The sequence below is a fragment of the Ruminobacter sp. RM87 genome (assembly GCF_000701925.1).
Lineage (GTDB): Bacteria > Pseudomonadota > Gammaproteobacteria > Enterobacterales > Succinivibrionaceae > Ruminobacter > Ruminobacter amylophilus.
This window is the reverse complement of sequence record NZ_JNKD01000008.1, coordinates 1-26498: the sequence shown is the minus strand read 5'-3', so window position 1 is coordinate 26498 and position 26498 is coordinate 1. Positions and strand designations below refer to the sequence as shown.

Here is a 26498-nt window from a genome sequence, read left to right as displayed (position 1 = left end):
CGGATAGCGGGAATCATTTCTGAAGTTTATTTTACGTAACTCAGACATACGTTACGCGGCCGTCAATGCCGGAAGCGGAGAGCGGAACTCAGGTTCACTGAGTTTTTCAGAGCGGATGAAAAAAAACATCCCGAAAATACTGCCAGGAGTCTTTCCGGGATGTCACGCGTAAACTCAGTCTTTTCAGTCTCTACAGTGAAATCTTGTTGGAAAGACTTATGTATTCGTTTACGTGAGAATGCTTCGGATTATTGATGGCTTCCTCAAAATCGGTTGCTATCAGAGTGGTACCGTCTATACCCACGCACTTGCCGTATACTCCGTCTATAAGAAGTCTTACCGCATAATCTCCCAGACGGCTGGCCAGAACCCTGTCATATGCCGTTGGAGATCCGCCTCTCTGAATGTGTCCGAGAACGGTGGCGCGGCATTCAATGCCGGTAGTGGCTTCAAGCTCTGAAGCCAGGGCATCGGCATTCACGATATTCTCACACAGACAGATAAGTGCATGTCTCTTGCCGGAGGCAAAGGCCTGGGCAATCTTGCTGAACAGATCTTCTTTTACAAAAGGCTCTTCCGGAGCAATTATGTAATCCGCCCCGCCGGCAATTCCGCCGACCACGGCCAGGTCACCGCAGTGACGCCCCATAACCTCCATGATGGTTACACGGTGATGAGAACTTGAAGTGTCTCTTAAACGGTCCATGTTCTGCATGATGTTGTTCACCGCGGTGTCAAAACCGATGGAGAATCCGGTTCCGTGAACATCATTGTCAATGGTTGCAGGGATGCCGATACAGCGTACTCCCATTTCGTGAAGACGCAGAGCACCAGTATAGGTACCGTCTCCGCCAATCAGAACCAGGGCGTCAATGTTTCTCTTCTTCAGATTTTCAATGGCCTCGCGACGTACCGACTCTTCCTTGAACGCGGTAAATCTGGCCGTTCCCAGAAAAGTACCGCCTTTGGTGATAATGTCATTCACGCCTGCTCTGTCGAGATCAATAATTCTGTCCTGATGCATTCCGAGAAATCCGTCGCGGATACCGGAAACACTAATACCTTCATTTATGGCGGCTCTTACTACAGATCTTACGGCCGCATTCATACCAGGGGCATCGCCGCCACTGGTTAAAACACCTATGCGCTTAATCATATATTTAACACAAACAAATAAATCCGTATAACGTATACACTGCCCGGACGACGAAAATCATAACCGTGTCCGGCCAGACCGCACTCACACAAAACGACATTAAAGAAGGCGTTTACGGAACCTTCCTTAAAATAAGCGGCGGTTAATCCGTCCGGCAGTTTCCTTTTACAACTCAATAAACTGGAATCTTTTCTATCACGCTCCGGTTATTTTTACAATAGAAATCCGCCTTTTTAACCATAAGTTAACGTTCATGTCATATATTTAGCGTTCTGACTGATAATGCAGGCTTTTCAGGAAAACCGCTGATTTTAAGAAAAATCAATGTTTACGGCGACTTCAGGCAGCATATGTTTCATAAAAAAAGACCTCCTGATTTTACTCGGGAGGTCCTTCCGTCATAAACCGGATTTACCGGAATCAGACTGTATTACTTGGCAGCTTCGATGATAGCAGCGAAATCAGCAGGCTTTAATGAAGCACCGCCAACTAAACCGCCGTCGATGTCTGGCTGCTTGAAGAGTTCAGGAGCAGTCTTGGCATTGCATGAACCGCCGTAGAGAACCTGAACCTTTGCAGCAACGTCAGCATCGAATGAAGCAAGGAATGCTCTGATCTGTGCGTGTACGTTCTGAGCGATTTCAGGGGTAGCGGTCTTACCGGTACCGATAGCCCAGATTGGTTCGTAAGCGATTACAGCCTTTTCGAAAGACTTGATACCGCACTTGTCGATAACAGCCTTGAGCTGAGTCTTAACTACATCAGCGGTTTCACCTGCTTCGAACTGAGCTAAAGATTCACCGATGCAGAGTACAGGGATGAGGCCTGCAGCCTGAGCAGCTTCGTACTTGGCAGCAACAACTTCGTTGGTTTCGTTGTGGTATTCACGACGTTCGCTGTGACCAACGATAGCGTACTTACAACCGAATTCCTTGATCATAACAGGTGAGTTTTCACCGGTGAAGGCACCGCTGGTGTGAACGTCACAGTCTTCTGAACCGTACTGAAGAGCAGAACCCTTGGCTAAAGCCTCTACAGTACCGATAAAGATTGCAGGAGCGCATACTGCAACTTCAACGTTGGTAGCAGCATTTACTGGAGCAAGAAGAGCGTTAACAAGAGTATTAACTGATTCTTTGGTACCGTTTAATTTCCAGTTACCCATTACGAGCTTTTGTCTCATGATTTTGACCTTACATTAAATATTTGTGAAATTGATTAAAACACGAAAAGAGCCGTCTGAACCCGAATGAAGTCTACTGAAAAAAAATAATCCGTGTCAGAATGCAACTTTTTACCACCGCTAAATATATCACAAAGCTCAATCCGTGGCAATTACAGACAGTGAATGGTTCAGATACAGCTCCGCACCGTGATGAATCCTGCTGACACACCCGTCACCGGAACAGGCTTCTCTTGAGTTCATTAAAACACCTGCTCCGCCGCTGCCCGTTTTCATCCCAAAAAACGCAAAATGCTCCCCATATGTATCACACCTCACTGATTTTCAGGTTCTTCTGCTAAAAAAATAGACAGAAGACTCTCAAAAACAAATAATACAGCTGTAAATATTGCTTATCATCACTGTTTTCACATCCGTGAAAGTTGCATACACGTTTTGCATGTGTGAATTATTTAAGCTAAAATTAAAAACGTTAATTTACAGTGTATTCTGCATAATTTACGGATATTTAGGTTTTATTCAATCTGAATTTTCAAAAGCCGTGCAGAACACGGGAAACCGTGCTTTCCAGATTCAAAACGTTCTTTTGAAAATTCATGCATCAGGAGAAAAAACATGGCTGTTGCTGAAAAAGGTATTTCCTTATTAAAAGAATTCAAAGACTTCGCAATGAAGGGTAACGTTCTCGATATGGCTATCGGTGTGGTAATCGGTACTGCATTCGGCAAGATCGTATCATCACTGGTTGCCGACGTTATTATGCCTCTCGTGGGCGTTATCTGCGGCAATGTCGATTTCAAGGATCTTGCCATCACCCTTCAGGAAAAGACTGACACTGCCGAAGCGGTTGTACTCAAGTACGGTGCTTTCATTCAGACCATCGTTGACTTCATCATCATTGCCTTCGCAATCTTCGTATCAATGAAGCTCATCAACAACCTCAAGCGTTCAGTTGTTAAGGAAGCCAAGGAAGAAGCCGCAGAAGAAGCTGCTGCAGAACCGGCTGCCGACATCAAGCTTCTTACTGAAATCCGTGACCTTCTCAAGGAACAGAAGAAGTAATGAATCATCTGCCGGACAGATATTCCGGCTTCAGCTCAAAGCCCCGGATCTAGCATGAACCCCGTTATCAATCAGGTGATCAATAACAGGGTTCATACTAGATCCGGGGCTTTGTTTTTTTAATTTCCGCATTTTTCACCCGAAACAGGAAACAGAAAACGGCACATTAGCATGGCCGCATGACATCCTGACACGACAGCCGTTTTTTCTGCCGAAAAGAATTTCTATTTTCTCAAAATGTTACCTCCGTACATTCCTCCGCAATCAATAAGACACTCACATATGATTAAATTCACGTGAATGTGCTAAAATCATGCAAACGATTATTGAACAAATTATGCTGTCCCTTTCAGAAAATTATTATAACTATGCGCAAATTATCAATTCTGCTTTTTTCATGTCTGTCCTGGATGATTTTCACCGGCACTGCAGCCTTCGCCGATGAAATTCAGGCGTCAATGTCAGCTCTGGCACCTGAAGCCGAGATTTCTGCGACCGTGGAGGAACCTCATTATCTTGACGTCGAGGATGCCTTCATTCCGAGTCTGGAACAGAACGAACGCGACATATCAATAACCTTCAGAATCGCCGAAGACTACTATCTCTATCTTGAAAAATTCAAAATCACCCCCGTAAACTGTGAAATCACGGACATCTCCTTCCCTGAAGGCATCTACCATGAAGACGAATACATGGGGCCCAGTCATGTCTTCTACAAGGAAGCAACCGTAAACCTGAAGGTTCAGAGCACGGCTCCGTTCCCTAAAATCAACGTCCAGTATCAGGGCTGTACCGAAGGCATGTGCTATCCTCCGGTGGTCAAGAAAATCGCCATCGACCGCCTTACTGAAAACGTGGATTCCGACGCAGACTCCCCTGCCGGAACTTCCGGCACCGGCAAAGACGTTAAGGATTCCGCTGAAACCGACGGCGACGTTGACAGAATTCCGGGAGCCGACTTCACCAGTCTGGTGGATGTAAACAATGACAGCAGTTCCATCTATAGACTTGTCGGAGGAAACATTCTTTTCGGGCTGTTCGCCTTCTTCTGTTTCGGAGTTCTCCTGAGTCTTACTCCATGCATGTTCCCGATGTATCCCATCTGGAGCTCCATCATTCTCGGAAGGAAGCAGAAGAGCATGAAGACCACCGCCGTCTATACCATGGTATACATTTTCGGCATGGCCATAGCCTACATGCTCGCGGGATTCGGTATCGCCTATGCCGGAGCCCAGTTCCAGATGTTCATGCAGCAGCCGGCCGTACTGATTGCCATGTCGGTAATCTTCCTGATTCTCGCGGTATCCATGTTCGGTCTTTTTGAAATGACTCTGCCGACCGCATGGATTAATAAACTGCAGCAGATTAATGACAGACAGCAGGGAGGCACCGTCACCGGTGTATTCCTCATGGGCGTAATCAGCGCCATCATCGCATCTCCATGCACCACCGCCCCGCTGGCCGGAGCCCTGATGTTCATCATGAAGGACGGCAACATCCTCAGAGGCGGCGCCTACCTGTTCATTATGGGACTTGGCATGGGAGTGCCTCTGGCCATCATCGCCGTTCTGGGACAGAAATTTCTGCCTAAATCAGGCATGTGGATGAAGAACATCAAGGTAATCTGCGGATTCATCATGCTCACCATTCCTCTGTATCTTCTGAGGGCTTATCTTACTCCGAGCATCATCACGGCCATCAGCATTCTCATGAGCGGTTCCATTCTCTGTTACATAACCCTGCTGGTGCTTAAAAACAGAAGAACCCTGTTCGCCATGACCACCATGATTATCACCGCGGTAATTGCCGTTGCCTCGCTGTTCATCACCACCGACGCGAAGAACAGCGACATCTTTGAACCTGTTGAAAACCTGACACAGCTTGAAGACCTGATAAAGGACAACAAAATCGTAATCGTGGATATCAGGGCAGACTGGTGTGCCTCATGCAGAAAATATGAAGAGACAACCTTTGCCGACAAAAACGTTGTCGCCTACATGTCTCCATTTAAAAACGTATATGTGGACATCACGGATCCCGATGCTGAAACGGGAGAAATCGTCAGCAGATACAAGAAGGAGATCACCGGGGCCCCTACCATTCTGATATTCAGGGATCACCGTCTGATTTCTTCCGTAAACGGCTATCTGCCTGCTGATGCCTTTATAAAGAGAATCAGCCGGGCACTGGAAAAGTAGACAGCCGTTTCCGGCAGCGTGAGACTGTCAGAGTATACCGGCGTAATGCCGGTATACTTTTTTTGAGGTTTTGAGAATACATGCATTACGCCTGAAAACCAGAATCAAAAAAAGGGCAGCTACCAGGGAAGTAACTGCCCATACTAAGAAGGAAAAGTTTTCCTCATCTCATCAGTTCTTTTCTTCAGCGAATCATGTTCTTCAGTTCTTCCTCGGTAAGAGGAGTATCTGAAAGAATACACAGATTCAGGGTTCCCTGAGCCCATTCGGCTGTCTTATAGCCATCACCGTTTCCCTTTACGAGAATGCTTCTGCCGTTTATCATCAGAGTGCGGTTGACAGCATATTTGTTGTAGTCACCGTTAAGAAGCTCGGGGGAGAATTTTTCCGAAACGCGGTAGACAATGCGTTCACCGCTGTCCAGGGAGCTGTAGATGAACTGAACCATTTCAGTCTCGTTCATCATAAAGATATCAGGGCTGGGATTGTACATCGATGGTATGAATTTCAGTACCGGAATCTTCTTTCCAAAGGCTTTCTCTACATCTTTCAGGGAATCCACCTGAACAAACGGATTCGGTAATCCGACAAAATTATCTCTATCACTCATAATATCATCATCAACAGTTATACCGTTTAAATTCATCTTCTGATCATTGTCTCTGTGACACCCGCCGAGCATCACCAGTGCTGCCGCCACCAGCACCATTCTGCCGAATCCACCACTCATCTTATTACCTGCACACCAAAACAACCTACCTCCCAGAGAATGATAATCTTCTTATCATCCAGTGCCTTTAATAAATATTATGAGAGCAGAAGTCGTTTCTAATCAAGATATGACAATCAACATTTTTCATAAAAAATAATTTTTTTATAAAAATCGTTAACCACATCTAAAAACATCCAAGATATTTTTAATACTTTCATTTATTTACATACACATCATGCTTTTACGCATCACACTTTCAGACAAATATCAGAAGAAAACATACTTAATTTTATTAATAGTACTCTTATCATTGCAAAATATAACTTTTTTAAATCTTATATATACATTCAATATTATATTATAAAAACATCTCCGCGTACGATATATAAAAATCATGGTTATTAAGAAATAATAAATTTCTCAATAATTGGATAAAAGCCCCGGCGAACATCATGTATAAATTTAACACTCTGTTTTGTCCGGTTTGCCTGAAGCATGAAAAAGTCTGATGCTCCATGTTTAAAAAGCACAAAAAAATCCCCGCCGCAGCGGGGATTAATATGTATTCTCCGGACACACGACATCCGGAAACATCAGGAGGATCCGGCCTTAGATCTGAGCCAGAGCCTGATCAATATCAGCAATCAGATCTTCCGGATCTTCGATACCGATGGTAAGACGAATCAGCTCTTCACCGATACCGGCATTCTTAAGCTGTTCAGAGTTAAGCTGTCTGTGAGTGGTGCTTGCAGGATGAGTTACGCAGGATCTTGAATCACCGATGTTTACCACACGCTTGAAAAGTCTGAGCGAATCATAGAACTTCGCACCGTCTTCCTTACCGCCCTTGAGACCGAAGGTTAAAAGACCGCTCTGGGCCCCCTTGGTGTATTTCACTGCCAGTTCATGGTATTTGCTGTCAGGGAAGTGAGCACTGTTAACCCATGCCACCTTAGGATGCTTCTTAAGGAATTCGGCGATGGCAATGGTATTTGATACGTGCTGTTTCATTCTTAATGACAGGGTTTCAAGACCTACCAGAATCATGAAGCATGACTGAGGAGGAAGAATTGCACCGGTGTTGCGGAGGAATACGGTACGGATACGGGCTGCATAGGCAACGTCACCGAAGGAGTCGCAGTAAACCACGCCGTGATATGACTTTTCAGGAGCGGTGAACTGTGAGAACTTGCTGCCGTACTTCTTCCAGTCGAATCTGCCGCTGTCAACAATGATACCGCCCATGGTGTTACCGTGACCGCCGCAGAACTTGGTCAGACTGTGAACAACTATATCGGCACCGAAACTGATTGGCTTGCAGAGTGCCGGACTGGCCACGGTGTTGTCAACAACCAGAGGCACGCCGTGTCTGTGAGCCACTTCGGCAAGAGCTGAAATATCAACAATGTTGGCAGCCGGATTACCGATGGTTTCACAGTAAACGGCTCTGGTGTTTTCATCTATGAGAGCTTCAATGTCTGCCGGACTGTCACTCTTTGCCAGACGGCCTTCAATACCTAAATCAGCGAATACGCTGGTAAGAAGAGTCAGAGTACCGCCGTAAAGCTGAGGAACGGAGACGATGTTGTTACCGTTTTTGGCAAGGTTCAGCAGAGCATATTCAATGGCTGACTGACCTGAGGCAACTGCTACCGCAGCCTTACCGCCTTCAAGAAGAGCCATACGCTTTTCCAGCACGTCGGCAGTAGGATTCATCAGTCTGGTGTAGATATTACCGGGTTTAACCAGATTAAACAGATCGGCGGCATATTGGGCATTGTCGAATTCATATGCAACGGTCTGATAAATAGGAGGAACAACAGCGTGTGAAGTAGGTTCGGTGGTATAACCGCCGTGAACCTGTATAGTCTGATCTTTCATGTTTAATTCTCTGAATATCCGGCTGAAACCGACTTTTAGTCAGATTAACAGCCACCTAAAAAATCCGTCTGCCGCCGGCCATGCCGGAAAACAGACCTCTCATAAGCCTTCCGCTAAAAAATAAAAAATCACCAGAAAAATGATGATTTTTTATTAATGCAGTAATCCGGCGGATCACTGCCGGCAACGATATAATTATATCATAATGAGTGAAAACGGAAACACCGGTTTTCTACCGGTGTTTCCGCACAGTCAGACCTCAGACTGTCGGAGTGGAATTAATCCACTTCGATAATCTTGAGTTCGTTGGTCATACCTGCCTCTTCGGTATCACCGTGGGTTACGATTACCCAGTCACCGTGAGAAAGATACCCCTTTTCCTTCACTACCTTAACGGCGGCTCTGGCAGCGCTTATCATGTTGTCATAGTTGCTGGTTTCAAACTTAACCGGATAAACACCGCGGTACAGATTACACCAGTTAAGAGTCTTTTCGGAATGAGCCAGGGCGAAAATCGGCAGATTTGAATGCAGACGGCTCATGAGAAGCGGAGTCTGTCCTGACTGGGTAAGGGAAATGATACCCTTGATTCCTGGAAGATGGTTGGCTGCGAACATGGAAGCCATGGCGATGGTTTCCTCACTGTTGGAGAAGGTCTTGTCGGTTCTGTAGGAAGATACCACCATTACCGGATTCTTTTCGGCACCGAGACACACCTGAGACATGGCTGCCACGGTTTCAACAGGATAATCGCCGGCTGCGGTTTCGGCGCTGAGCATTACGGCGTCGGTACTGTCGAGAACGGCATTGGCCACGTCCATAACTTCGGCACGGGTCGGCATAGGAGACTTGATCATTGATTCCATCATCTGGGTTGCGGTGATAACCGGACGGTTCAGCTGACGGGACTTCTTGATAAGTCTCTTCTGAACGCCCATAAGTTCACTGTCACCTATTTCCACACCGAGGTCACCGCGGGCAACCATTACCGCATCGGAGGCTTTGATTACGTCTTCCATGGCTTCGTCTGAAGCCACTACTTCAGCTCTTTCCACCTTGGCGATAATCTTGGCGTTTGAACCGGCGGCTCTCAGGAGAGAACGTGCAAGATTGATGTCCTGGCTGGTTCTCGGGAATGATACTGCCACGAAATCCACACCGATTTTGGCGGCGGTGATGATATCAGCCTTGTCCTTTTCAGTAAGAGCCGGAGCGGAAAGACCGCCGCCCTGCTTGTTGATGCCCTTGTTGTTTGAAAGCGGGCCGGCAACAATAACTGATGTCAGGATTTTGGTACCCTTTACGGAAACTACTGAAAGCTGTACGCGACCGTCGTCAAGCATCAGCACGTCACCGGTCTTCACATCCTTTGGAAGTTCCTTGTAGTCGATACCTACGGCATCCTTGGTACCTTCGCCTTTTGCCATGCCGGCATCAAGGGTGAACAGGTCGCCGGTATTGAGAAAAATACGACCGTCCTTGAAAGTGGAAATTCTGATCTTCGGTCCCTGCAGGTCACCCACTATGGCAGTGTAAACACCCAGATTCTTGGAGATTTCACGAACTTTCTGAGCTCTTGCCATATGTTCTTCAGCGGTTCCGTGAGAGAAGTTGATTCTCACCACGTTTGCACCGGCCTTGATAAGATCTTCCAGCACGCCTTCCTTGTCCAGTGCCGGTCCCATTGTGCATACTATTTTGGTTCGTCTGAGCATTCTATATTCCTTATCTTCCACTGAAGACTCTAGCCACATAAGTCCCTGTCGGGGATGAATTTCTTAATTCATCACCTTCTGATTATTCATTCCGTACCTCATCCGTATGGTGCATAAAATTAAAGAAGTTTTCCCTACGGACATCTTCAGCAGGTATTCATCACGCATTGTTTAAGGCTTTTCTCTGCAAAATTCCTGCCTTTTTTCGTTTTACGCCCGAATTACATTCGCATACACGGAATATTCCCGGTCCGGGCCCATGAAAATATTCTCCGGAGTTTGCCGCAGTCGGAAACCTTATGAGCCGGCTGCCGCTTATAGACTCCATCTGCACCGGAACGGTCCACCTACCATTGTAGTATATTTTCCGTGGTTTTTGTTTGAATTGCTCAAAATATTGCCTTTATTGAACCGTCCAACGCAATCATCAGTGTTCAGCGGATAAGAATACTAAGGCCGCCCCCGAAAGCTTCATCCGCCTGATAACTTCCGGGTTCATCATTCTGTACAAAACTTTATAAATCAGCTACATTGTTTCAGTACCGGGAACAAACATATAAACAGAACAGGAGAAAAGATAACGGAATGTCATCAGATAAGGAATATCTGGACTTTGTCCTTGAACAGCTGTCAGACCTTGACGGAATATCATCAGGAGCCATGATGGGAGAATTCCTCCTCTATTACAGAGAGAAAATTTTCGGAGGAATATATGACAACCGCCTTCTGGTAAAACCGACGGCGTCGGCAGTGTCCATGATGCCTGATGCTCCAAAGGAACTTCCGTATGACGGAGCAAAGGAAATGCTTCTGGTGGAAAACACTGACGACAGACATTTTCTGGCGGAACTTGTCAGAGCAATGTATGACGAACTGCCTGCCCCCGGAAAGAAAAAAAGAAACTCATGAATTTCACCACGTGGCCGGCGGAAATTCCGATGAAAAAATGCTTAAAATTTATCCTGTACGATTCTTAATACTCTTTAATATCGTTAAAAGAAAAAATATCGGGATTATTTCAGAAAAAACCATGCCGGAAAGAGCGCAGCCTCTGTAAAGATACAGAGGCTGCGACATCTAAGAAGGATGAATTGACATGATTATACAGCAATAAAAACAATCTTTAAACTGTTTTATGTTTTATTCACGCAATTTCTCCATAATTTTTCATTATTTCAAGATTTTTACTGTAAAAACCAGTATTTTTTTGATCAAAATCAGCATTAAACAGTTGTTTGTTGCTTTTTTAAGCAAATGAAAATATATTCTTTTTCCCAGAAAATAAAACCTTCGTAATGCATACGAAGGTTTTACAGAAGTGACAATATAGATTGTTTATTTTTTAAACTGAATAAACCCTGTATTACTGAATGCCTGCTTCCTGTCTAATCTGTTCCACCCATTCGGCTGCTCTGTCCGGAGTGAGTTCAGGCTGATTATCCTCGTCAAGAGCAAGGCCCACGAAGGAGGTGTCATCATCGGTAAGAGGAAGCTGACTGGCAAAATCATAACCTTCGACAGGCCATCTGCCGATAAGCTTTGCCCCCTTCTCCTTCAGGAAGGTATAGAGAATACCTATTCCGTCCACGAAGTAATCGCTGTAATCAACCTGATTTCCGAGACCGAAAAGAGCAAAGGTTCTGCCTGAAACGTCAATATCAGCCAGACTGCTCCGGAAATTATCCATGTCGGCCTGAAGCTCTCCGAGATACCAGGTTGAGGTTCCGAGAATAACCAGATCATAATTGTTCACAACAGATACGTCCTTAACCTTGGCAACATCAAACAGATCCGCCGTATCCTCTCCGAAAAGCTGCTGAATAAGAATGGCCGCATCCTCGGTGTGGCCTGTATCCGAACCGTAAAATATACCTACTTTAGCCATGTTAATCTCCTGCATTTAATATTGTTGTTATTGTACCGGGACGGATCACCTGAAAAAACTCCGTTCACTAATCCCGGGGATTTCGGGATGTTCAGGCATCCGGTTTTTCCATGATAATTCAGACCATGGCAAAAATACATTTTTTAAAGTGGGAATTTTTTCGATTTTCAGGCAGAAAAACATCAGGCTCCGACAATTACTGCCGGAGCCCGTGCTATTTAATAATGAATACGCAGAGAAACTAAATCATTGACGGAACGGATACGTCGTCAGTTTCACGTGCGGTTTCGGTGGTATCAGGCTGATCCTCGGCAAAACTGTTGAGGAAACTGGCGTACTTAACAGCCTTTCCCCTGGTGTCGCATACCTGAGCGGCAACGGAATCGAGAAGTCTGCGACCTTCATTCTCACCTTTCAAAACAATAACATCGGTACCTGCGTCAATAAGGTTGTAGACAATCACGGTGCCGCTGTCAACACTCGGCTGGAAGAGAACTGCGGACTGAACACTTCTTGCAAACTTGGACAGGGCTGTCTTTACGGCATAATCTTCGTTAAGCTGTGAAATCCAGCTGTCCACCCTGTCGGATACCCCGTTGAAGTTGTCGTCCACACCGGCACTCAGGGAAGAAGTAGAAAGCATTGAGGCTTTGGCAATCTCATTGGGTGAGTACAAATTATCCACAGTCACTTTTTCCGGAGCGGAAACAGTGGTGGTACAGGCTGAAACCATTGCTGAAACAATTAAAAGTTTCAAAGATATAAATAAATTTTTAAACATTTTATATGCCTGATATAAAAGTATATTACTGCGGAATACCGTAATTTCTCTTCAAAGCCTTGATTAAAGGGATTGCAAGGCTTATCGGAACCCTTTATCTGGCGCTAAATTTATCACTAAAAATTTTTGACTTCAAGCAAAATATTTAATTTTGATCACATTTTTTCTTTCGATAAAATATGACATTTATATATTTTTAATAAATATATTTAACTTAAATAAAGTAAGCAATATCTTATATACAGCTATAAACTTTACATACACGAAAAACTGCCGATTAATTTATGAATCTCCCTGCATAATACGTCACTTACAGGATGCACAGTCACTGCTAATCGGCTGTGAACCGAAAATGAAAACGGGGCGCTTCAGCGCCCCGTCAGGAGAGATTAGTAACACTCGTACTGAGAGTTGCCTGAATACATGCTTTCATAGCCGTTAAGGATAAGTTCATCCTTATGTTCAACCAGTTCACGCGGCAGATGCCTCTTTACGCCGTTATCGTCAACAGCCACATAGGTGATACCGCATTCTGTTACCTTGACTCTGCTGGTTCTGGCCTCGTCATTGTGCTTGGTCCACATCTGAAGCTGAATCTTGAGGGAGGTATTGCCCACGTGAATTACCCGGCAGTACACGCAGACCACGTCTCCCACATGCACCGGATTTCTGAACACGATTTCGTCCACGGCCACTGTCACCACCTTACCGCGACAGAGTTCGTAGGCCATCATGGCTCCGGCAGCGTCCAGCTGAGACATCAGCCAGCCTCCGAAGACATCACCGTTCGGATTGGCATCCGCCGGCATGGTCAGAGTTCTCAGCATCAGCATGCCGCGAGGCTTTTCAGCCGGCACTTCATCAACATTCTTTATATCTGTCATAACTGTTCTTTCCGTAAATCCTGAAAATAATGAAAATCTGTCCTAATTATAACCTATTATTGCCTGAATCAGACAAATGCCTGTCGCCATTAAGTTCCCAGACCTGAATACTGGGTCTGATAAAGTTCATAATACTTTCCCCGGGCTGCGAGAAGATCCCGGTGATTTCCCCTTTCCACTATTCTACCCTGCTCCATGACAATGATTTCGTCAGCATCACGGATTGTGGATAAACGATGGGCGATTATCAGTCCGGTTCTGTTTTTCAGCAGACTGACCATGGCTTCCTGAATATGCTGTTCGGTTCTGGTATCCACACTGGAGGTAGCCTCGTCAAGAATCAGTATTCCCGGATAAGAGAGAAATGCACGGCAGATGGCAAAAAGCTGGCGCTGACCTGCGGAAAGTCTGGCCCCCGCCTCATCAAGTCTGGTATCGAGTCCCTCCGGAAGCTGTTCGATAATGGTGTCCGTATTACTGAGTTCCGCAGCCATCCCGATTTCCCGCTCATCAGGCTCCCTGTCAAGTGCATAGGCCAGATTGCTTTTAACCGTTCCGCTGAAAAGAACCGTATCCTGCAGAACGATTCCGATGCTGTCTCTCAGGGATTTAAGTGACAGACAGCGTATGTCATGTCCGTCGACGGTAATAACCCCGCTGTCTACGTCGTAGAATCTCAGCAGAAGGTTGATGATGGTGGTTTTACCGCTTCCGGTGGCACCCACCAGCGCAATCTTCTTTCCGGCCTCGATTTTCAGACTGAAATCCCGTATGACCGGTTCTCCTTCGACGTAGGAGAAGTTTACGTCTCTGAATTCTATCTCCCCTCTGATTTCGGCAGGAAGATTTTCACCGGTCTCATCTTCTGATTTCTCATCCATGACGCCGAAGATTCTTTCGGCCCCCGCAAGAGCTGTCTGAATCTGACTGTAAATCTGTGCCAGTTCGTTTATTGGTCTTGAAAGCTGTCTGGAATAGATGATGAAAGCTGAAATCACGCCGACGGAAATACTGCCCTTAAGAGCCAGATAACCGCCGCACACCGCCACGATAAGAAAGGTCAGATTGTTAAGGGTATTCATCACCGGTCCCATCATGTTGCCGATGATTTCCGCAATGATTCCGGTTTTTCTGAGACTGTTGGAGGTTTCCTCAAAGGACTTTAATGCTTCCGCCTGCAGATTGTAGGCGGCAACCGTTCTGTAGTTGGTGACAGTTTCCTCAACCCTGCCGTTAAGCTCTCCCAGAAGCTCCTGCCTTTTCACAAAGTACCGGCGCATGTATACGGTCATTATTCTGGTAACGGCCAGAGTTAGAACAATGGTGACGCAGGCGCACAGGGTAAGCGGAATACTGAACCACAGCATCATGGAGAGTGTGGCAATCAGAGTCAGCACACCGTTGAACAGAGTCCCCAGGGACATGGATATGGTATTGGCGATGTTATCGGCATCATTGGTCATTCTGCTGATGAGATCCCCGCGGGAATGACCGTCAACATAACCTATGGGCAGACGCAGAATTCTGTCAAAAAGTCCGGTTCTCAGTCTGGTAATAATCTTTCTGCTGAGCCCGGCCCCGACGCAGCCCTGCAGATATGAGGCGGCACTCAGAAGAATGAACATGACCAGCATCAGCAGCAGACAGACGTAGAGACTGTCGTATTCACCTCTTACAATGGCGTCTATGGCCTCACTCTGAAAGGCCGGAGCGGCCACGGCTGCCACTGCCGATATCAGCACGCAGACCAGCATGGCGACAAGGCTCCACTTTTCCGAAACAAGATATCCCGAAAATCTCTTCAGGGTTTCGGCTTCGTTGCGGGCTTTTTCGGGAACAGCCACAAACCCCGCTCCCGGTCCTCTTCTGAATACGGATGAAGGAGATGCGGGAGTACCGGTATTTCTGTTACTCATGACATTTCCTCCTCGTTCTTTAACTGGGATGTGTAGATATCAATATAGGAAGGACAGCTTCGCATCAGATTCTCATGGGTATCACAGGCGATTATGCGTCCGTTCTCGAGCACCGCAATGCGATCCGCGTTTCTGATGGAGGCAATGCGCAATGCCACAATGATTTTAGTTACCCCGGCATAGTCTTTTTTAAGAGCATCCATGAGTTTTGATTCAGTCTTGAAATCAAGTGCGCTGGTGGAATCATCCAGAATCAGAATTTCCGATTTTCTGACCAGGGCTCTGGCAATGGCTATTCTCTGTCTCTGTCCTCCGGAAAGGGACATGCCTCCCTGAACCACGGGCGTATCATACCCTTTCGGCTGTCTGAGAATGAAATCTTCGGCCTGTGCGGTTCTGACTGCTCTTGCAATATCCTCATTTCCTGCATCCGGACTGCCCTTGGCGATGTTTTCCCGAATGGTACCTCCGAAAAGCTCGCTTTTCTGCAGAACCACGGAAACACGTGATCTCAGTGATTCAAGGGTATACTCACGGACATCCTTGCCGTCCACCTCGACATAACCGTCGGTGGCGTCATAAAATCTGGGGATGAGATTTATCAGAGAACTCTTACCGCTGCCGGTGGCACCGATAACCGCCAGAGTTTCTCCAGGATTTACCGTCAGACTGATGTCACTCAGCACGTCGGCCTGCTGTTCCGGATATCTGAAGCGCACATTATGAAAAACTATTCTGCCGGATGAATCCCCGGCCACCAGATTGCCGTCCTTTACCGCGGGAGTTTCACGGATGACCTCACGGATACGCTTTTCTGAAGCAAGACCACGGGTTATGGACTGAAAAATCATTACCAGCATCATCATGCCGTTAAGAATCTGAGAAAGGTAGGTAACCGCGGCCATGATGTTTCCGGGAGCCATCTCCCCTGCCTGAACCCTGACGGCGCCGAGATGTATCACCGCCGCCACGGCCAGATTGAGAATTATGTTCATTACCGGATGCATTGAAGCGATTATCAGCAACACTCTGAACTGGATATCGGTCTGCCGTCTGTTGGCTTCGGCAAATTCCCTGCTTTCCTTTTCTTCCTGCACGTAGGCCTTGACCACTCTTAGACCTTTAACACTTTCCTGAACCCTGGTGTTCATTACGTCAATGCTCTGCTGCAGACGGTCAAAAAGAGGACCTGTCTTCCAGAAAACCAGAATGACCTCAAGAAGAATCAGGGGAAGAGCGACCAGAACAACCATTCCGAAATCGGAGGTCAGGGATACGAGGGCTATACTGCCGGCGACAAAGAACATGCCGCAGCGGACACTGCCTCTGATTATCTGCGCCCACATGTTCTGCACCTGGGTAATGTCACCGGTGGTTCTGGTAATCAGAGAACCCACTGAGAATCTGTCATTCTGAGTAAAGGAAAAACCGAGAATCTTTTTAAAGCAGAGCTTACGGACGTCATTGCTGTAGTTCTGACTGAAAAGATTTGTGAAAACACCGCTGAGGATACCGCACAGGCATCCGGCCAGTACGATTACCAGCATCCATATGCCGGTGCTGATTATTATGTCCTGCTGAGGAACTCCGCCACTGCCGAGACCAAGAATACCCTCATCGACTATTCTGGCCATCATTCTCGGCTGATACAGGTCAACCAGAACTTCAAAGACCATGAAAAGTGACGCCAGTACGGCAAAATACCAGTATTTCAGAATATACTTAATCATACACCATTCTCTGTCGGTTCCAAAAAACGTATCTGACCGAACACATGCATCATGAAAAAGCTTCTGCCGTTCCGACGTCAGTCAGAAATTCCGTCAGTTCTTGCAGTACCTTTCATGAGCCACCGCCTGCCCATCGGCTGATGCACAGGCTCCGTCATTCTGCGGAAGAACAAGTTCTCTTCTGCCTGAAACCACGTCATCGAGAATTCTGTCGATGTCTGCCTGGTTCTCCTTCTGACAGATCTCCCTGAAAAACAGATTGACCTCAGGATTGCTTAGACGGACATAGCTTAAAAACTGCTTGGTTCTTGCCATCTGATACTGTTCGGGAAGCAGCTTCTTCATGATATCGATAAAATGAATCACCGCTTTAACGGATTCAACAACCGTGAACGGTTTATCATTGTTCCTGATAACTCCCTCAAGGTTTGGTACCGCAAGCGCGTATCTTCCCACCATCAGATTGCTACAGTGGGTAACCTCAATGCATTTTGCCGCTGATGCCGCGTCCCTTACCTCGCCGTTTGCCACCAGCGGAATCTCGTTTCTGTCGGCAAGAGGTGTTATGTATTCCCATTTAATCGCATCGGCTTTATATCCGTCCATGCGGGTACGGGCGTGAATGATAATCCTGTCGGCTCCGCCTCTCACGATCTCTTCATATATACTGAAGATATCATCGGGATTCTCCCATCCGAGACGAATCTTGACGCTTAAGGGAATGTCGGCAGGAAGCAGATCTCTGGTTCTGCGTACGGCCTCTCCGATTACCGCAGGCTTTTTCAGCATGGCGGCACCGCCGCCCGAACGATGCACGAATTTGGAAGGACAGCCGAAATTCAGATCAACCCCCGGTGCCCCGCACCTTGCGGCCACCAGTGCGTTTCTGGCAAGGATATCCGGATCGGTTCCCAGGATCTGCACCCACACCGGAGTGCCGTTTGCGGTTCTGCCCTCGTGTCTGAGTTCAGGAACCTCACGTCTGAACACCTTTCCCGGAAAAACCACGTCCGTAACCCTGATGAATTCACTGACGCAGTAATCATAACGGTTGTAATCCGTCAGCGCCTCTCTGAGCGGATAATCCAATACCCCCTCCATGGGGGCCAAAATAATTTCACCAACTGACATAAGCACCTCAAAAATCCGGGATGATTATATCAAAAACGTGACATAAATAATAAAAAACACTGTTTTATCCGGTGATTTTAAAACCTGAAATCAGTCGTATATTACCAGCTTCGAGGTACATGATTTCAAAGAAACCAGACTATAGGAGTAACTCTTTTCTGTTACCATCGTACACCTGTCGACATCCGGGATATCAGGAAAGAATTTATCAGTTATCATTCTGATCTGAAACTGATCCAGAGGAATGCTTATCTGCCCGGCCCTGTCACTTATGAAGCGGATTTCAAACTGATATTCGTCTCCGGTATAGGTTTCACCGTTCCTGCCGCGTGAATAAACCATATAACGTTTCAGAATGGTTTTTACCCTGACCACTCCATCTCTGGGAATGGTATAAAAATTCACTCCGTCAAACGCATGAACATAATGCCGGCTGATGACCACAATGAAGCAGAAACACTCGAACATGTATCCGTTCAGATATGATTTTATGATATCGTCCTTTCTATCCGCATACTGAGGATGCGCATCCAGCCATCTGCCGAAAGGACGCAGTGAGAGGAAAATCAGCAAGGACATTACTGCCATAATCACTGTAAAAGCCGTCAGCAGATAGTTTTCCCAAAAACCAAGACCAAATATTCCACCGCCAGTGCAAGACATAAAAATTGCATTAACCGGGAAAGCGAAGGCAATCGGAAGGATTATCAGCCAGAGGTATAAATTTTTTAATTTTCTCTTAAGATAGCGAAAACAGAGATCCGTTCTGAGAGAAGAAGCGTTAAGCTGTTTAACAGGGTGCTTCGCGCAGTAGTCTCTGTATTTCCGCTGCCATATCTTTCTGCTGAAATACTCTCCGCTTTCAACAAGCTCTCTTATAAAATTTGACCTGTTATTATTCTTCTGCAGTCTGTAATCCGACCAGATTGAAAACAGTGTTACGAACAGAATAATAACACACAGAAATGACATGCTCTGCAGGATATCTTTAACCCCGTCATGTGCGTGCCAGCTTAATACGCCGCTTATGCAGAGTCCGGCTAAACATCCTGCGAGAAGAACCGCGTTTAAAGTACTTATCCCTCTGCTCCTGAACAATCGTTTATCGTAATGTTTCATGCGAAACTCCTGCGTAACATCATATCGTTACTGAGCATTATCGTCCATTACAGGCTCTGAAATACAATTCCGCATGGAAGCAAAGCTGCTGTAATAAGTTTTTCTCTCAGTAAAAGCAACTCTGTCTTTCCAGGAAACATCAGGGAAAAACTTATCCATAATCATTTTTACCTGAAACTGATCAAGAGTTATGCCGTATTCCTTTAAAATATCACCTTCACCGCAACAGAAAACAATTCTGAAATGATATTCATCTCCAACGTATATTTCACTATGCCGTGAGTGTGTGTAAATCATTAAACGTTCGACCTGAACCTTCACGTCTTTCAGATTATCTTTCTCTTCCGTGAAAAAATCAATACCGTCAAATGCATGGTGGACATATTTCTTGCCGACAACCACTGAGTTGCATGAACAGGTGAATGCATCTCCTTCAAGATAGGAATTTTTGATTTCATCCTTCTGTTCCCTGTACTTCGGATGGGTTCCGAGCCACGAAGAAAAAGGCCTGAACGACAGCAGATACAGAAATTCCATAATTCCGGCAGCAAACATGCAGGCAAAAGCCAATACCGTCCCGAAGAACTTAAATCCGAATAATCCGGCATGACACAGGGCTGTTATAAAAACAGAGCATGCTAAGGATATGAACGAAATCAGAACGCAGATCCAAAAAATCTTTAACAGTCTTCTCAGATAACGGCAGCTGATATCAGACTGAAATGATAAGGCAGAAAGTGATTTGAGAGGATGACCGGCACAGTACGAATCATATTCATTCTGTCAGGATTCCTTATTGAAATACTCTCCATTCTCAATCTGTTTTCTGAAACCGTCGGCGATGCTGTTGTTTCCTCTGTATCTGCTTTCATTGGAAAGGGATAACGCGATGAAAATAATTATGAACAGACATATAACTGCTCCCAGCATAACCAATTCAGTTCTGACCGCATCAGAACCAGATACAAATAGTCCTATCAACACCAGAAAAGCTGCCAGAGTCACGACCATTGCAATAAACCTCTTACTGCCGATAATCCAGTGCTGCTGTTTTTTGTCATTACTCATCTGATTCTTCTACCGTTTCAATCAACAGGCCTTCTTCAGAATCTGCACTGGCCTCAGGTCAGGATACGGAAAAAAACATCAGTCCGGTACAGGCAGACCTTATACCGGCAGGTGATTCCCGCATTCTGCAGAAACAGTATATACTTTAATCGATGTTACGAACTTTTTTCGTAAATATCAATTACCGCATATCACTTAAGTGAAATGGTTAAAGTTATTGCCTCTCAGCCTGTTTTTTCCTCATTACCCGTCAGTTTCATGACGTTTCATCCGGAGTTTTCCACATGGACAGCAATTCACAAAATAAACAAAAAATATAATCTATCTGACATACAATGGTATTTTATTTCATAAATGTGCTTTATCCTTGACATAGACGCAAAATCATTTAAATTTATACCTAGGTGTATAATATTTAGGAAATAAAGAATGATAATTGCAACTCACAGTGGCTCCTTTCATGCTGATGAAGTCACTGCATGCGTGATTTTCAAGCTTCTGGATGCCACGACAAAGATCATCCGATCAAGGGATCCTGAAGAACTTGAAAAAGCAGACTACGTTATTGACGTTTCAGGAAAATTTGATTTACAGAAACATTTCGATCATCATCCGGCAGAGTTCAATCTCTCCCGCAGCAACGGCATCAGATATGCCACGGCCGGTCTTATCTGGGACAGGTTCGGTCGTGAACTTCTGGAACTTATCCGCCGCTGTCTGCCCAACCCTGATGAAATTTCGGATACCGTAATCAACAAGGCCTGGAAGACCATTGACCGCAACATCATGCAGTATACCGACCTTACCGACAACGGACAGCTGGACAGCTATACCAGAAGCCTCTGCAGTCTGAATCAGTCCGAGGAAAATCAGGTTTACGCCAACCTCAACAGATTCTACATGCACATACCGGTAGTTCCTTATCTTGTTGCCATGCAGAATGATCTCAACGGCACCGAAGAAACACAGTATCAGAACTTCATTGAAACCGTGGACAGTCTCAAGGTTCTCTACAAGAAGCTTTTCATCAACACTCTGACCAACGCCAGAGACGAGGAAAAGGTGCTCAAGAGCTATGACGGTTCCGAAATTCTGCGTCTTGATGACAAGCTTCCATGGTTTGAAGCAGTGCTCAACAACTGGAACTGCTTTGAAAAATGCAGGATTGCCATCTACCCTGACCACAAGAAAAAGGGATACAGAATCCAGTCTCTTCCGGGCTCCCAGTCATCAAGATTCAAAAACCGCTGCGGTGCGCCTACCGCGTGGAGAGGCAAAGAGCTTGAAGAACTCAACAGAATTATCGGCATCAAATCGGCAACCTTCGTGCACAAAACAGGTTTTACCGGCGGAGCTCTGACCAGAGAGGATATCGAAATCATGGCGAAACTCTGGCTTGAAGGTTCCGAACCTTAAGTTCTGAAATTCATCACTGAAAAAAAGCACTGAAAATCTCATTTTTCAGTGCTTTTTTTCAGTCTTTATTTAAATTTTCAGTGTTTTAAACGATTATACATAATACGATTCACAGTATGAAAACACTGATACCTGAACTCATATGATTTATCAGTGTCCAATGATAGTATTGTATGTGTAAAAATTTTTCAAAAACAGATTTATAGCGTAGAATTGTCGCTTATACAGATTTGATTTTTCAAGGGGGTAAAAAATGCGTAAATGGCAGATCGCAGTACCATTGGCAACCATACTGGTCTTCGGTGCCGTAATAGGATTCAACGTATACAAAGAAAAGAAAATACAGGAATACCTGGCAAACATGAAGCCTCCGGTTAATCCGGTAACCACAATGAAAATTGACAAAGCTCCATGGCAGGAAGCCGTAAGCGCCATAGGTTTCATCGAACCTAACCAGGGTATCGACGTATCATCTGAAGTATCCGGTAGCATCACAGGACTTTATTTTGATTCCGGCGACGTGGTAAAACAGAATCAGGTACTTGTACAGGTAAACGATTCCGTTGAAAAAGCGAACTACGAAGCATCCAGAGCCAAGGCGGACGTGGCAGAAAAGAAGTTCATCCGCTACTCAGCCCTCATCAAGAAGGGAAACGTATCCCAGATGGATCTGGACAATGCCAAGGCAGACTATGAAGCGGCCATTGCCGATGCAAAGTCCATCAAGGCAAAAATTGAAAAACTGCAGATCAAGGCACCTTTCGAAGGCAAGCTGGGTATCCGTAACGTATACGTCGGTCAGTATGTTCAGCCCGGTTCAAAGATAGCCCACCTTGAAGATAATTCAAAAGTAAAGGTACGCTTTACCGTATCACAGAATGATGTTGAAAAAATCAAACTGGGTCAGAAGGTTGTGCTTAATGTTGACGCCTTCCCTGATGAAACATTCGAAGGTGAAATCTCCGCAATTGAAGTTGTAATGAATTATGAAGCAGGTATTCTGCAGGTTCAGGGCACCATTCCGAACCCTCAGTCAAAACTCATAACCGGCATGTATGCAAAGGTTAACGTAATTCTGCCTTCGGAAGAAGAACAGATTGCCATTCCAAAGACCGCGATTTCATACAACCTTTACGGTACTTCCGTATACCGCGTGAAGACCGATGACAAGGGACAGAAGATTTCCGAACAGGTAAACGTAACCACCGGTAACGAAAACGGAGACAAGGTTGTCATCACCTCCGGCCTCAATCCCGGTGACGTAATAGTTACTGAAGGTCTGGTAAGACTCTCCAACGGCAGCTATATCGAAGAAAACGACAAATACAATCTTGATAAGGTTGAAAAAGTACCGGAGCTCTAATAATGTTTACTGATATCTTCATTAAAAGACCGGTACTCGCAGTATGTATCAGTCTTCTTATAACACTGCTGGGGCTGCAGTCCCTGAAAAACATGGCCGTGCGTCAGTATCCGGACATGACCAACACCGTAATCACCGTAACCACCAGTTACTACGGTGCCGGTGCCGATCTTATTCAGGGCTTCATCACCGCTCCTATCGAGCAGGCCGTTGCCCAGGCAGACAATATTGACTACATGACGTCAAGCTCCAAAATGGGCTCATCCACCATTACGATCTACATGAAGCTCAATACCGATCCTAACGGGGCCCTCGCAGACGTCATGTCACGCGTTAACTCCGTAAAATCCCAGCTTCCTTCCGATGCACAGGATCCGACCATATCCCTTTCTACAGGATCCACCACATCAGTGCTGTATATCGCCTTCTCAAGCGATGTAATGGACGGTCCGCAGATTACCGACTACCTTAACCGTGTGGTTATCCCACAGCTCTTTACCGTAAACGGTGTAGCCAAGGTTAACCTGTACGGCGGTAACGAATATGCTCTGAGAATATGGATTGACCCGCTCAAGCTGGCTGCTCATCAGCTTACGGCACAGGATGTGGTAAATGTTCTGAAGGCCAACAACTTCCAGACTTCATCAGGACAGATCAACAATTACTATACCCTGATGAACACCAACACCAACACTCAGGTTGCCAATGCTGATGAACTGTCTGAACTTATTGTTGCATCCAAGAACGGTGCCGTAGTCAGAATGAAGGATGTTGCCAAGATCTCAATGGCAACCAGCCACGACAGTTTCAGATCCATCGCCAACGGCCAGAAAGGTGTCGTAGCCGCAATCGATGCAACCCCAACAGCCAACCCTCTGGATATCGCAGCAGGTGTAACAGCCCTTATGCCTACCCTGGAAAAGGGACTGCCAAGCACTCTTAAGATGAACACCATCTACGACAGTACCATTTCCATTGATGAATCAATCAACGAAGTTATTCACACCATCGTTGAAGCGGCAATTATCGTACTCGTGGTCATCACCCTCTTCATGGGGTCTTTCAGAGCCGTTGTAATACCTATCATCACAATTCCTCTGTCCATGATCGGTGTAATCATGCTCATGAGTCTCTTCGGATTCTCAATAAATCTGATGACTCTGCTCGCAATGGTTCTTGCCATCGGTCTGGTTGTGGACGACGCCATCGTGGTGGTTGAAAATGTCGACCGTCACATCAAGAACGGACTTTCACCGTTCAAGGCTGCCATTATCGGTACAAGAGAAATAGCAATTCCCGTAATATCAATGACCATAACCCTCGGTGCGGTATACTCACCGATAGCACTCATGGGCGGTATCACCGGTTCGCTCTTTACCGAATTTGCACTGACTCTGGCAGGTTCCGTGCTGATTTCAGGTATCATTGCCCTTACCCTGTCTCCTATGATGTGTTCAAAGATGCTCAAGGCTGAAGAAAAGCCTGGTAAATTTGAAAGCATCGTGAACAGAATCCTCAACAGGATAACCGAAATCTATACCGGAATGCTTGATGCGGTATTAACCACAAGAACCCCTATCGTAATTGTGGCCATTGTCATCATGGCGTCACTGCCTCTGCTCTTCAAGTACTGTTCATCAGAACTTGCTCCGTATGAAGACAGCGGTGCATTCATGATGATGGGTAAGGCTCCTACCAACGCAAACCTTGACTACATCGAGGATGGTATCAAGAAGCTTAATAACGAAGCCGCCAAGGATCCTGCAGTACTTAACACTCTGGGCATGATCGGTACCCCAGCTTCAAACCAGGGTATGGCGATTCTCGTACTGAAGGATTTCAATGAACGTGAAAAGCAGTCTGAAGTTATCAAGAGAGTTTCACCTTTACTTACCAAGAGTCCTAACATAAACGCTACCGTATTCCAGATGCCTCCTCTCCCTGGCAGCTCAAGCGGTCTTCCTATGCAGTTCGTACTCATGACTCCGAACAGCTTCGAAGAACTCTATGACGTGTCCGAACAGGTTATGGAAAAAGCAAGAAAAAGCGGTCTCTTCGTATATTTCGACAGTGACTTAAGCTATGACTCCCCTACCCTTTACATCGATGTTGACCGTAAAAAGGCAGGTGCTTACGGTATTACCATGAGTGATATCGGTCAGACTCTTTCAACAATTATCGCCGACGGATATGTAAACCGCGTATCCATCGACGGCAGATCATATGAAGTTATTCCTCAGTCTGAACGTATTGAAAGAATGAATCCAGATTCGCTCAACAAATACTTTGTAAAATCTCAGAGCGGAGACATGATTTCATTAAGATCAATTCTTAACGTAAAGGTTAAGGCTGAGCCAGCCACTCTTTCAAAGATGTCACAGCAGAACGCAGCCACCCTGAGCTTTGCACTGAGTCCGGGAGTTAACATGGGTGAAGCCGTAAGCTTCTTTGAAAACGAAGTCGTACCTACACTTCCTGCCGGTTACACTCATAACTACAAGGGTGAATCAAGACAGTTCACTACGGAAGGCAGTTCACTTGCTTCTACCTTCGCACTCGCAGTGTTCATAATCTTCCTTGTACTTGCATGTCAGTTTGAAAGCTGGAGAGATCCTTGCGTTATCCTGATTGCCGTTCCTCTGGCAATTTCAGGTGCACTGCTCTTCCTGTCCGTAGGCATGGCTTCTCTGAACATTTATACCGAAGTAGGTCTGATAACCCTTGTGGGTCTTATCTCAAAGCACGGTATTCTGATCTGTGAAGTTAGCCGTGAAGAACAGCTTAAGAACGGATGTTCAAAGATCGAAGCAGTTAAGAGAGCAGCCTCAGTAAGACTTCGTCCGATTCTGATGACCACCGCGGCAATGGTTGCCGGTCTGGTTCCTCTGCTCACAGCAGCCGGTGCAGGTGCGGAAAGCAGATTTTCAATCGGTCTCGTAATCGTTGCAGGTCTGTCAATCGGCACCATGTTCACTCTGTTTGTGCTTCCGGTTATTTACTCATTTGTCGGTGAAAACCACAAGCCGCTTCCTGAGTTTACTGAAGAAGAACTTAATGCAGAACTCAAGAAAACTGAATAAGATATAACTCAGTCTAAAGGTAAAAAAACAGGGCTTATGCCCTGTTTTTACGAGCATGTGAAAATCTTTCTGTAAATAGAAAAATATCCTGAGAAAATTTTTTAAGCAGTAACCAGAAGGTCACTGCTTTGGTGTTATTAATATTACCTGTTTGTTTTTATAAGTCAAGATTTATGTTTTATAAATAAAATAGTCAATTATTTCTATTGAAATTTAAC

General features: G+C 45.7%; 20 protein-coding genes. 6 read left to right on the top strand and 14 right to left on the bottom strand.

What is annotated here, in order from left to right:
• Positions 1 to 190: 190 nt before the first annotated feature.
• Both pfkA and tpiA read right to left on the bottom strand, forming a co-directional pair.
• The gene (gene pfkA / locus T489_RS0103515) at positions 191 to 1156 is read right to left on the bottom strand and encodes a 6-phosphofructokinase (protein ID WP_031578662.1); all 966 of its coding nucleotides are present in this window, start codon (positions 1154 to 1156) and stop codon (positions 191 to 193) included.
• A gap of 430 nt (positions 1157 to 1586) precedes the next feature.
• Positions 1587 to 2339, bottom strand: coding sequence for a triose-phosphate isomerase (gene tpiA / locus T489_RS0103510; RefSeq protein WP_031578661.1), 753 nt, complete (start codon positions 2337 to 2339; stop codon positions 1587 to 1589).
• A 636-nt stretch (positions 2340 to 2975) separates the two neighbouring features.
• Between tpiA and mscL the strand changes: the two genes are divergently transcribed.
• Together mscL and dsbD are read left to right on the top strand one after the other, a co-directional pair.
• Positions 2976 to 3401, top strand: coding sequence for a large-conductance mechanosensitive channel protein MscL (gene mscL, locus T489_RS0103495; protein ID WP_031578660.1), 426 nt, complete (start codon positions 2976 to 2978; stop codon positions 3399 to 3401).
• A gap of 368 nt (positions 3402 to 3769) precedes the next feature.
• Entirely contained in the window at positions 3770 to 5599 is a 1830-nt protein-coding gene (gene dsbD / locus T489_RS0103490) for a protein-disulfide reductase DsbD (protein WP_031578659.1), read from the top strand.
• Between the two features lie 184 nt (positions 5600 to 5783).
• On the opposite strand, the gene T489_RS0103485 is transcribed toward dsbD, so the two are convergent.
• The 3 genes from T489_RS0103485 to pyk all read right to left on the bottom strand — a co-directional run bounded on the left by T489_RS0103485 (position 5784) and on the right by pyk (position 9907).
• Positions 5784 to 6329, bottom strand: coding sequence for a hypothetical protein (locus tag T489_RS0103485; protein ID WP_031578658.1), 546 nt, complete (start codon positions 6327 to 6329; stop codon positions 5784 to 5786).
• Between the two features lie 591 nt (positions 6330 to 6920).
• Positions 6921 to 8192 carry an O-acetylhomoserine aminocarboxypropyltransferase/cysteine synthase family protein gene (locus tag T489_RS0103480; protein ID WP_031578657.1) on the bottom strand — a complete coding sequence of 424 codons (1272 nt, stop codon included), beginning with the start codon at positions 8190 to 8192 and terminating at the stop codon, positions 6921 to 6923.
• A gap of 278 nt (positions 8193 to 8470) precedes the next feature.
• Positions 8471 to 9907, bottom strand: coding sequence for a pyruvate kinase (pyk, locus tag T489_RS0103475; protein ID WP_031578656.1), 1437 nt, complete (start codon positions 9905 to 9907; stop codon positions 8471 to 8473).
• Positions 9908 to 10492: 585 nt separating this feature from the next.
• Here pyk and T489_RS0103470 point away from each other — a divergent pair.
• Positions 10493 to 10816, top strand: a complete 324-nt coding sequence (locus tag T489_RS0103470; RefSeq protein WP_031578655.1) for a TfoX/Sxy family protein — start codon at positions 10493 to 10495, stop codon at positions 10814 to 10816.
• A gap of 454 nt (positions 10817 to 11270) precedes the next feature.
• On the opposite strand, the gene T489_RS0103460 is transcribed toward T489_RS0103470, so the two are convergent.
• The 9 genes from T489_RS0103460 to T489_RS0103415 form a co-directional block, all read right to left on the bottom strand.
• Positions 11271 to 11792 carry a flavodoxin gene (locus T489_RS0103460; protein WP_031578654.1) on the bottom strand — a complete coding sequence of 174 codons (522 nt, stop codon included), beginning with the start codon at positions 11790 to 11792 and terminating at the stop codon, positions 11271 to 11273.
• Positions 11793 to 12033: 241 nt separating this feature from the next.
• A complete protein-coding gene (locus tag T489_RS0103455; protein WP_031578653.1) occupies positions 12034 to 12573 on the bottom strand; it encodes a hypothetical protein in 540 nt (179 codons plus the stop codon).
• A 389-nt stretch (positions 12574 to 12962) separates the two neighbouring features.
• Positions 12963 to 13457, bottom strand: coding sequence for an acyl-CoA thioesterase (locus T489_RS0103450; protein WP_051621759.1), 495 nt, complete (start codon positions 13455 to 13457; stop codon positions 12963 to 12965).
• Between the two features lie 89 nt (positions 13458 to 13546).
• Positions 13547 to 15373 (bottom strand): ABC transporter ATP-binding protein, encoded by a 1827-nt coding sequence (locus tag T489_RS0103445; protein WP_031578651.1) that lies wholly within the window; start codon positions 15371 to 15373, stop codon positions 13547 to 13549.
• Positions 15370 to 17103: an ABC transporter ATP-binding protein gene (locus T489_RS0103440; protein ID WP_031578650.1), complete on the bottom strand. Its 1734-nt coding sequence runs from the start codon at positions 17101 to 17103 to the stop codon at positions 15370 to 15372. The genes T489_RS0103445 and T489_RS0103440 overlap by 4 nt, the downstream gene beginning before the upstream one ends.
• Positions 17104 to 17196: 93 nt before the next feature.
• Positions 17197 to 18234, bottom strand: coding sequence for a tRNA-dihydrouridine synthase (locus tag T489_RS0103435; RefSeq protein WP_051621758.1), 1038 nt, complete (start codon positions 18232 to 18234; stop codon positions 17197 to 17199).
• A gap of 90 nt (positions 18235 to 18324) precedes the next feature.
• Positions 18325 to 19353: a hypothetical protein gene (locus T489_RS0103430; protein WP_031578648.1), complete on the bottom strand. Its 1029-nt coding sequence runs from the start codon at positions 19351 to 19353 to the stop codon at positions 18325 to 18327.
• A 27-nt stretch (positions 19354 to 19380) separates the two neighbouring features.
• The gene (locus T489_RS0103425) at positions 19381 to 19923 is read right to left on the bottom strand and encodes a hypothetical protein (protein ID WP_031578646.1); all 543 of its coding nucleotides are present in this window, start codon (positions 19921 to 19923) and stop codon (positions 19381 to 19383) included.
• A gap of 213 nt (positions 19924 to 20136) precedes the next feature.
• Entirely contained in the window at positions 20137 to 20421 is a 285-nt protein-coding gene (locus tag T489_RS0103415) for a hypothetical protein (protein ID WP_031578645.1), read from the bottom strand.
• A gap of 429 nt (positions 20422 to 20850) precedes the next feature.
• Between T489_RS0103415 and T489_RS0103410 the strand changes: the two genes are divergently transcribed.
• The 3 genes from T489_RS0103410 (at position 20851) to T489_RS0103400 (ending at position 26280) form a co-directional block, all read left to right on the top strand.
• On the top strand, positions 20851 to 21837 hold the full coding sequence (locus tag T489_RS0103410) for an MYG1 family protein (RefSeq protein ID WP_031578644.1): 987 nt from the start codon (positions 20851 to 20853) through the stop codon (positions 21835 to 21837).
• 253 nt (positions 21838 to 22090) lie between these two features.
• On the top strand, positions 22091 to 23200 hold the full coding sequence (locus T489_RS0103405) for an efflux RND transporter periplasmic adaptor subunit (protein ID WP_031578643.1): 1110 nt from the start codon (positions 22091 to 22093) through the stop codon (positions 23198 to 23200).
• Positions 23200 to 26280, top strand: a complete 3081-nt coding sequence (locus T489_RS0103400; protein WP_031578642.1) for a multidrug efflux RND transporter permease subunit — start codon at positions 23200 to 23202, stop codon at positions 26278 to 26280. Before T489_RS0103405 ends, T489_RS0103400 begins: the two co-directional genes overlap by 1 nt.
• Positions 26281 to 26498: the final 218 nt, after the last annotated feature.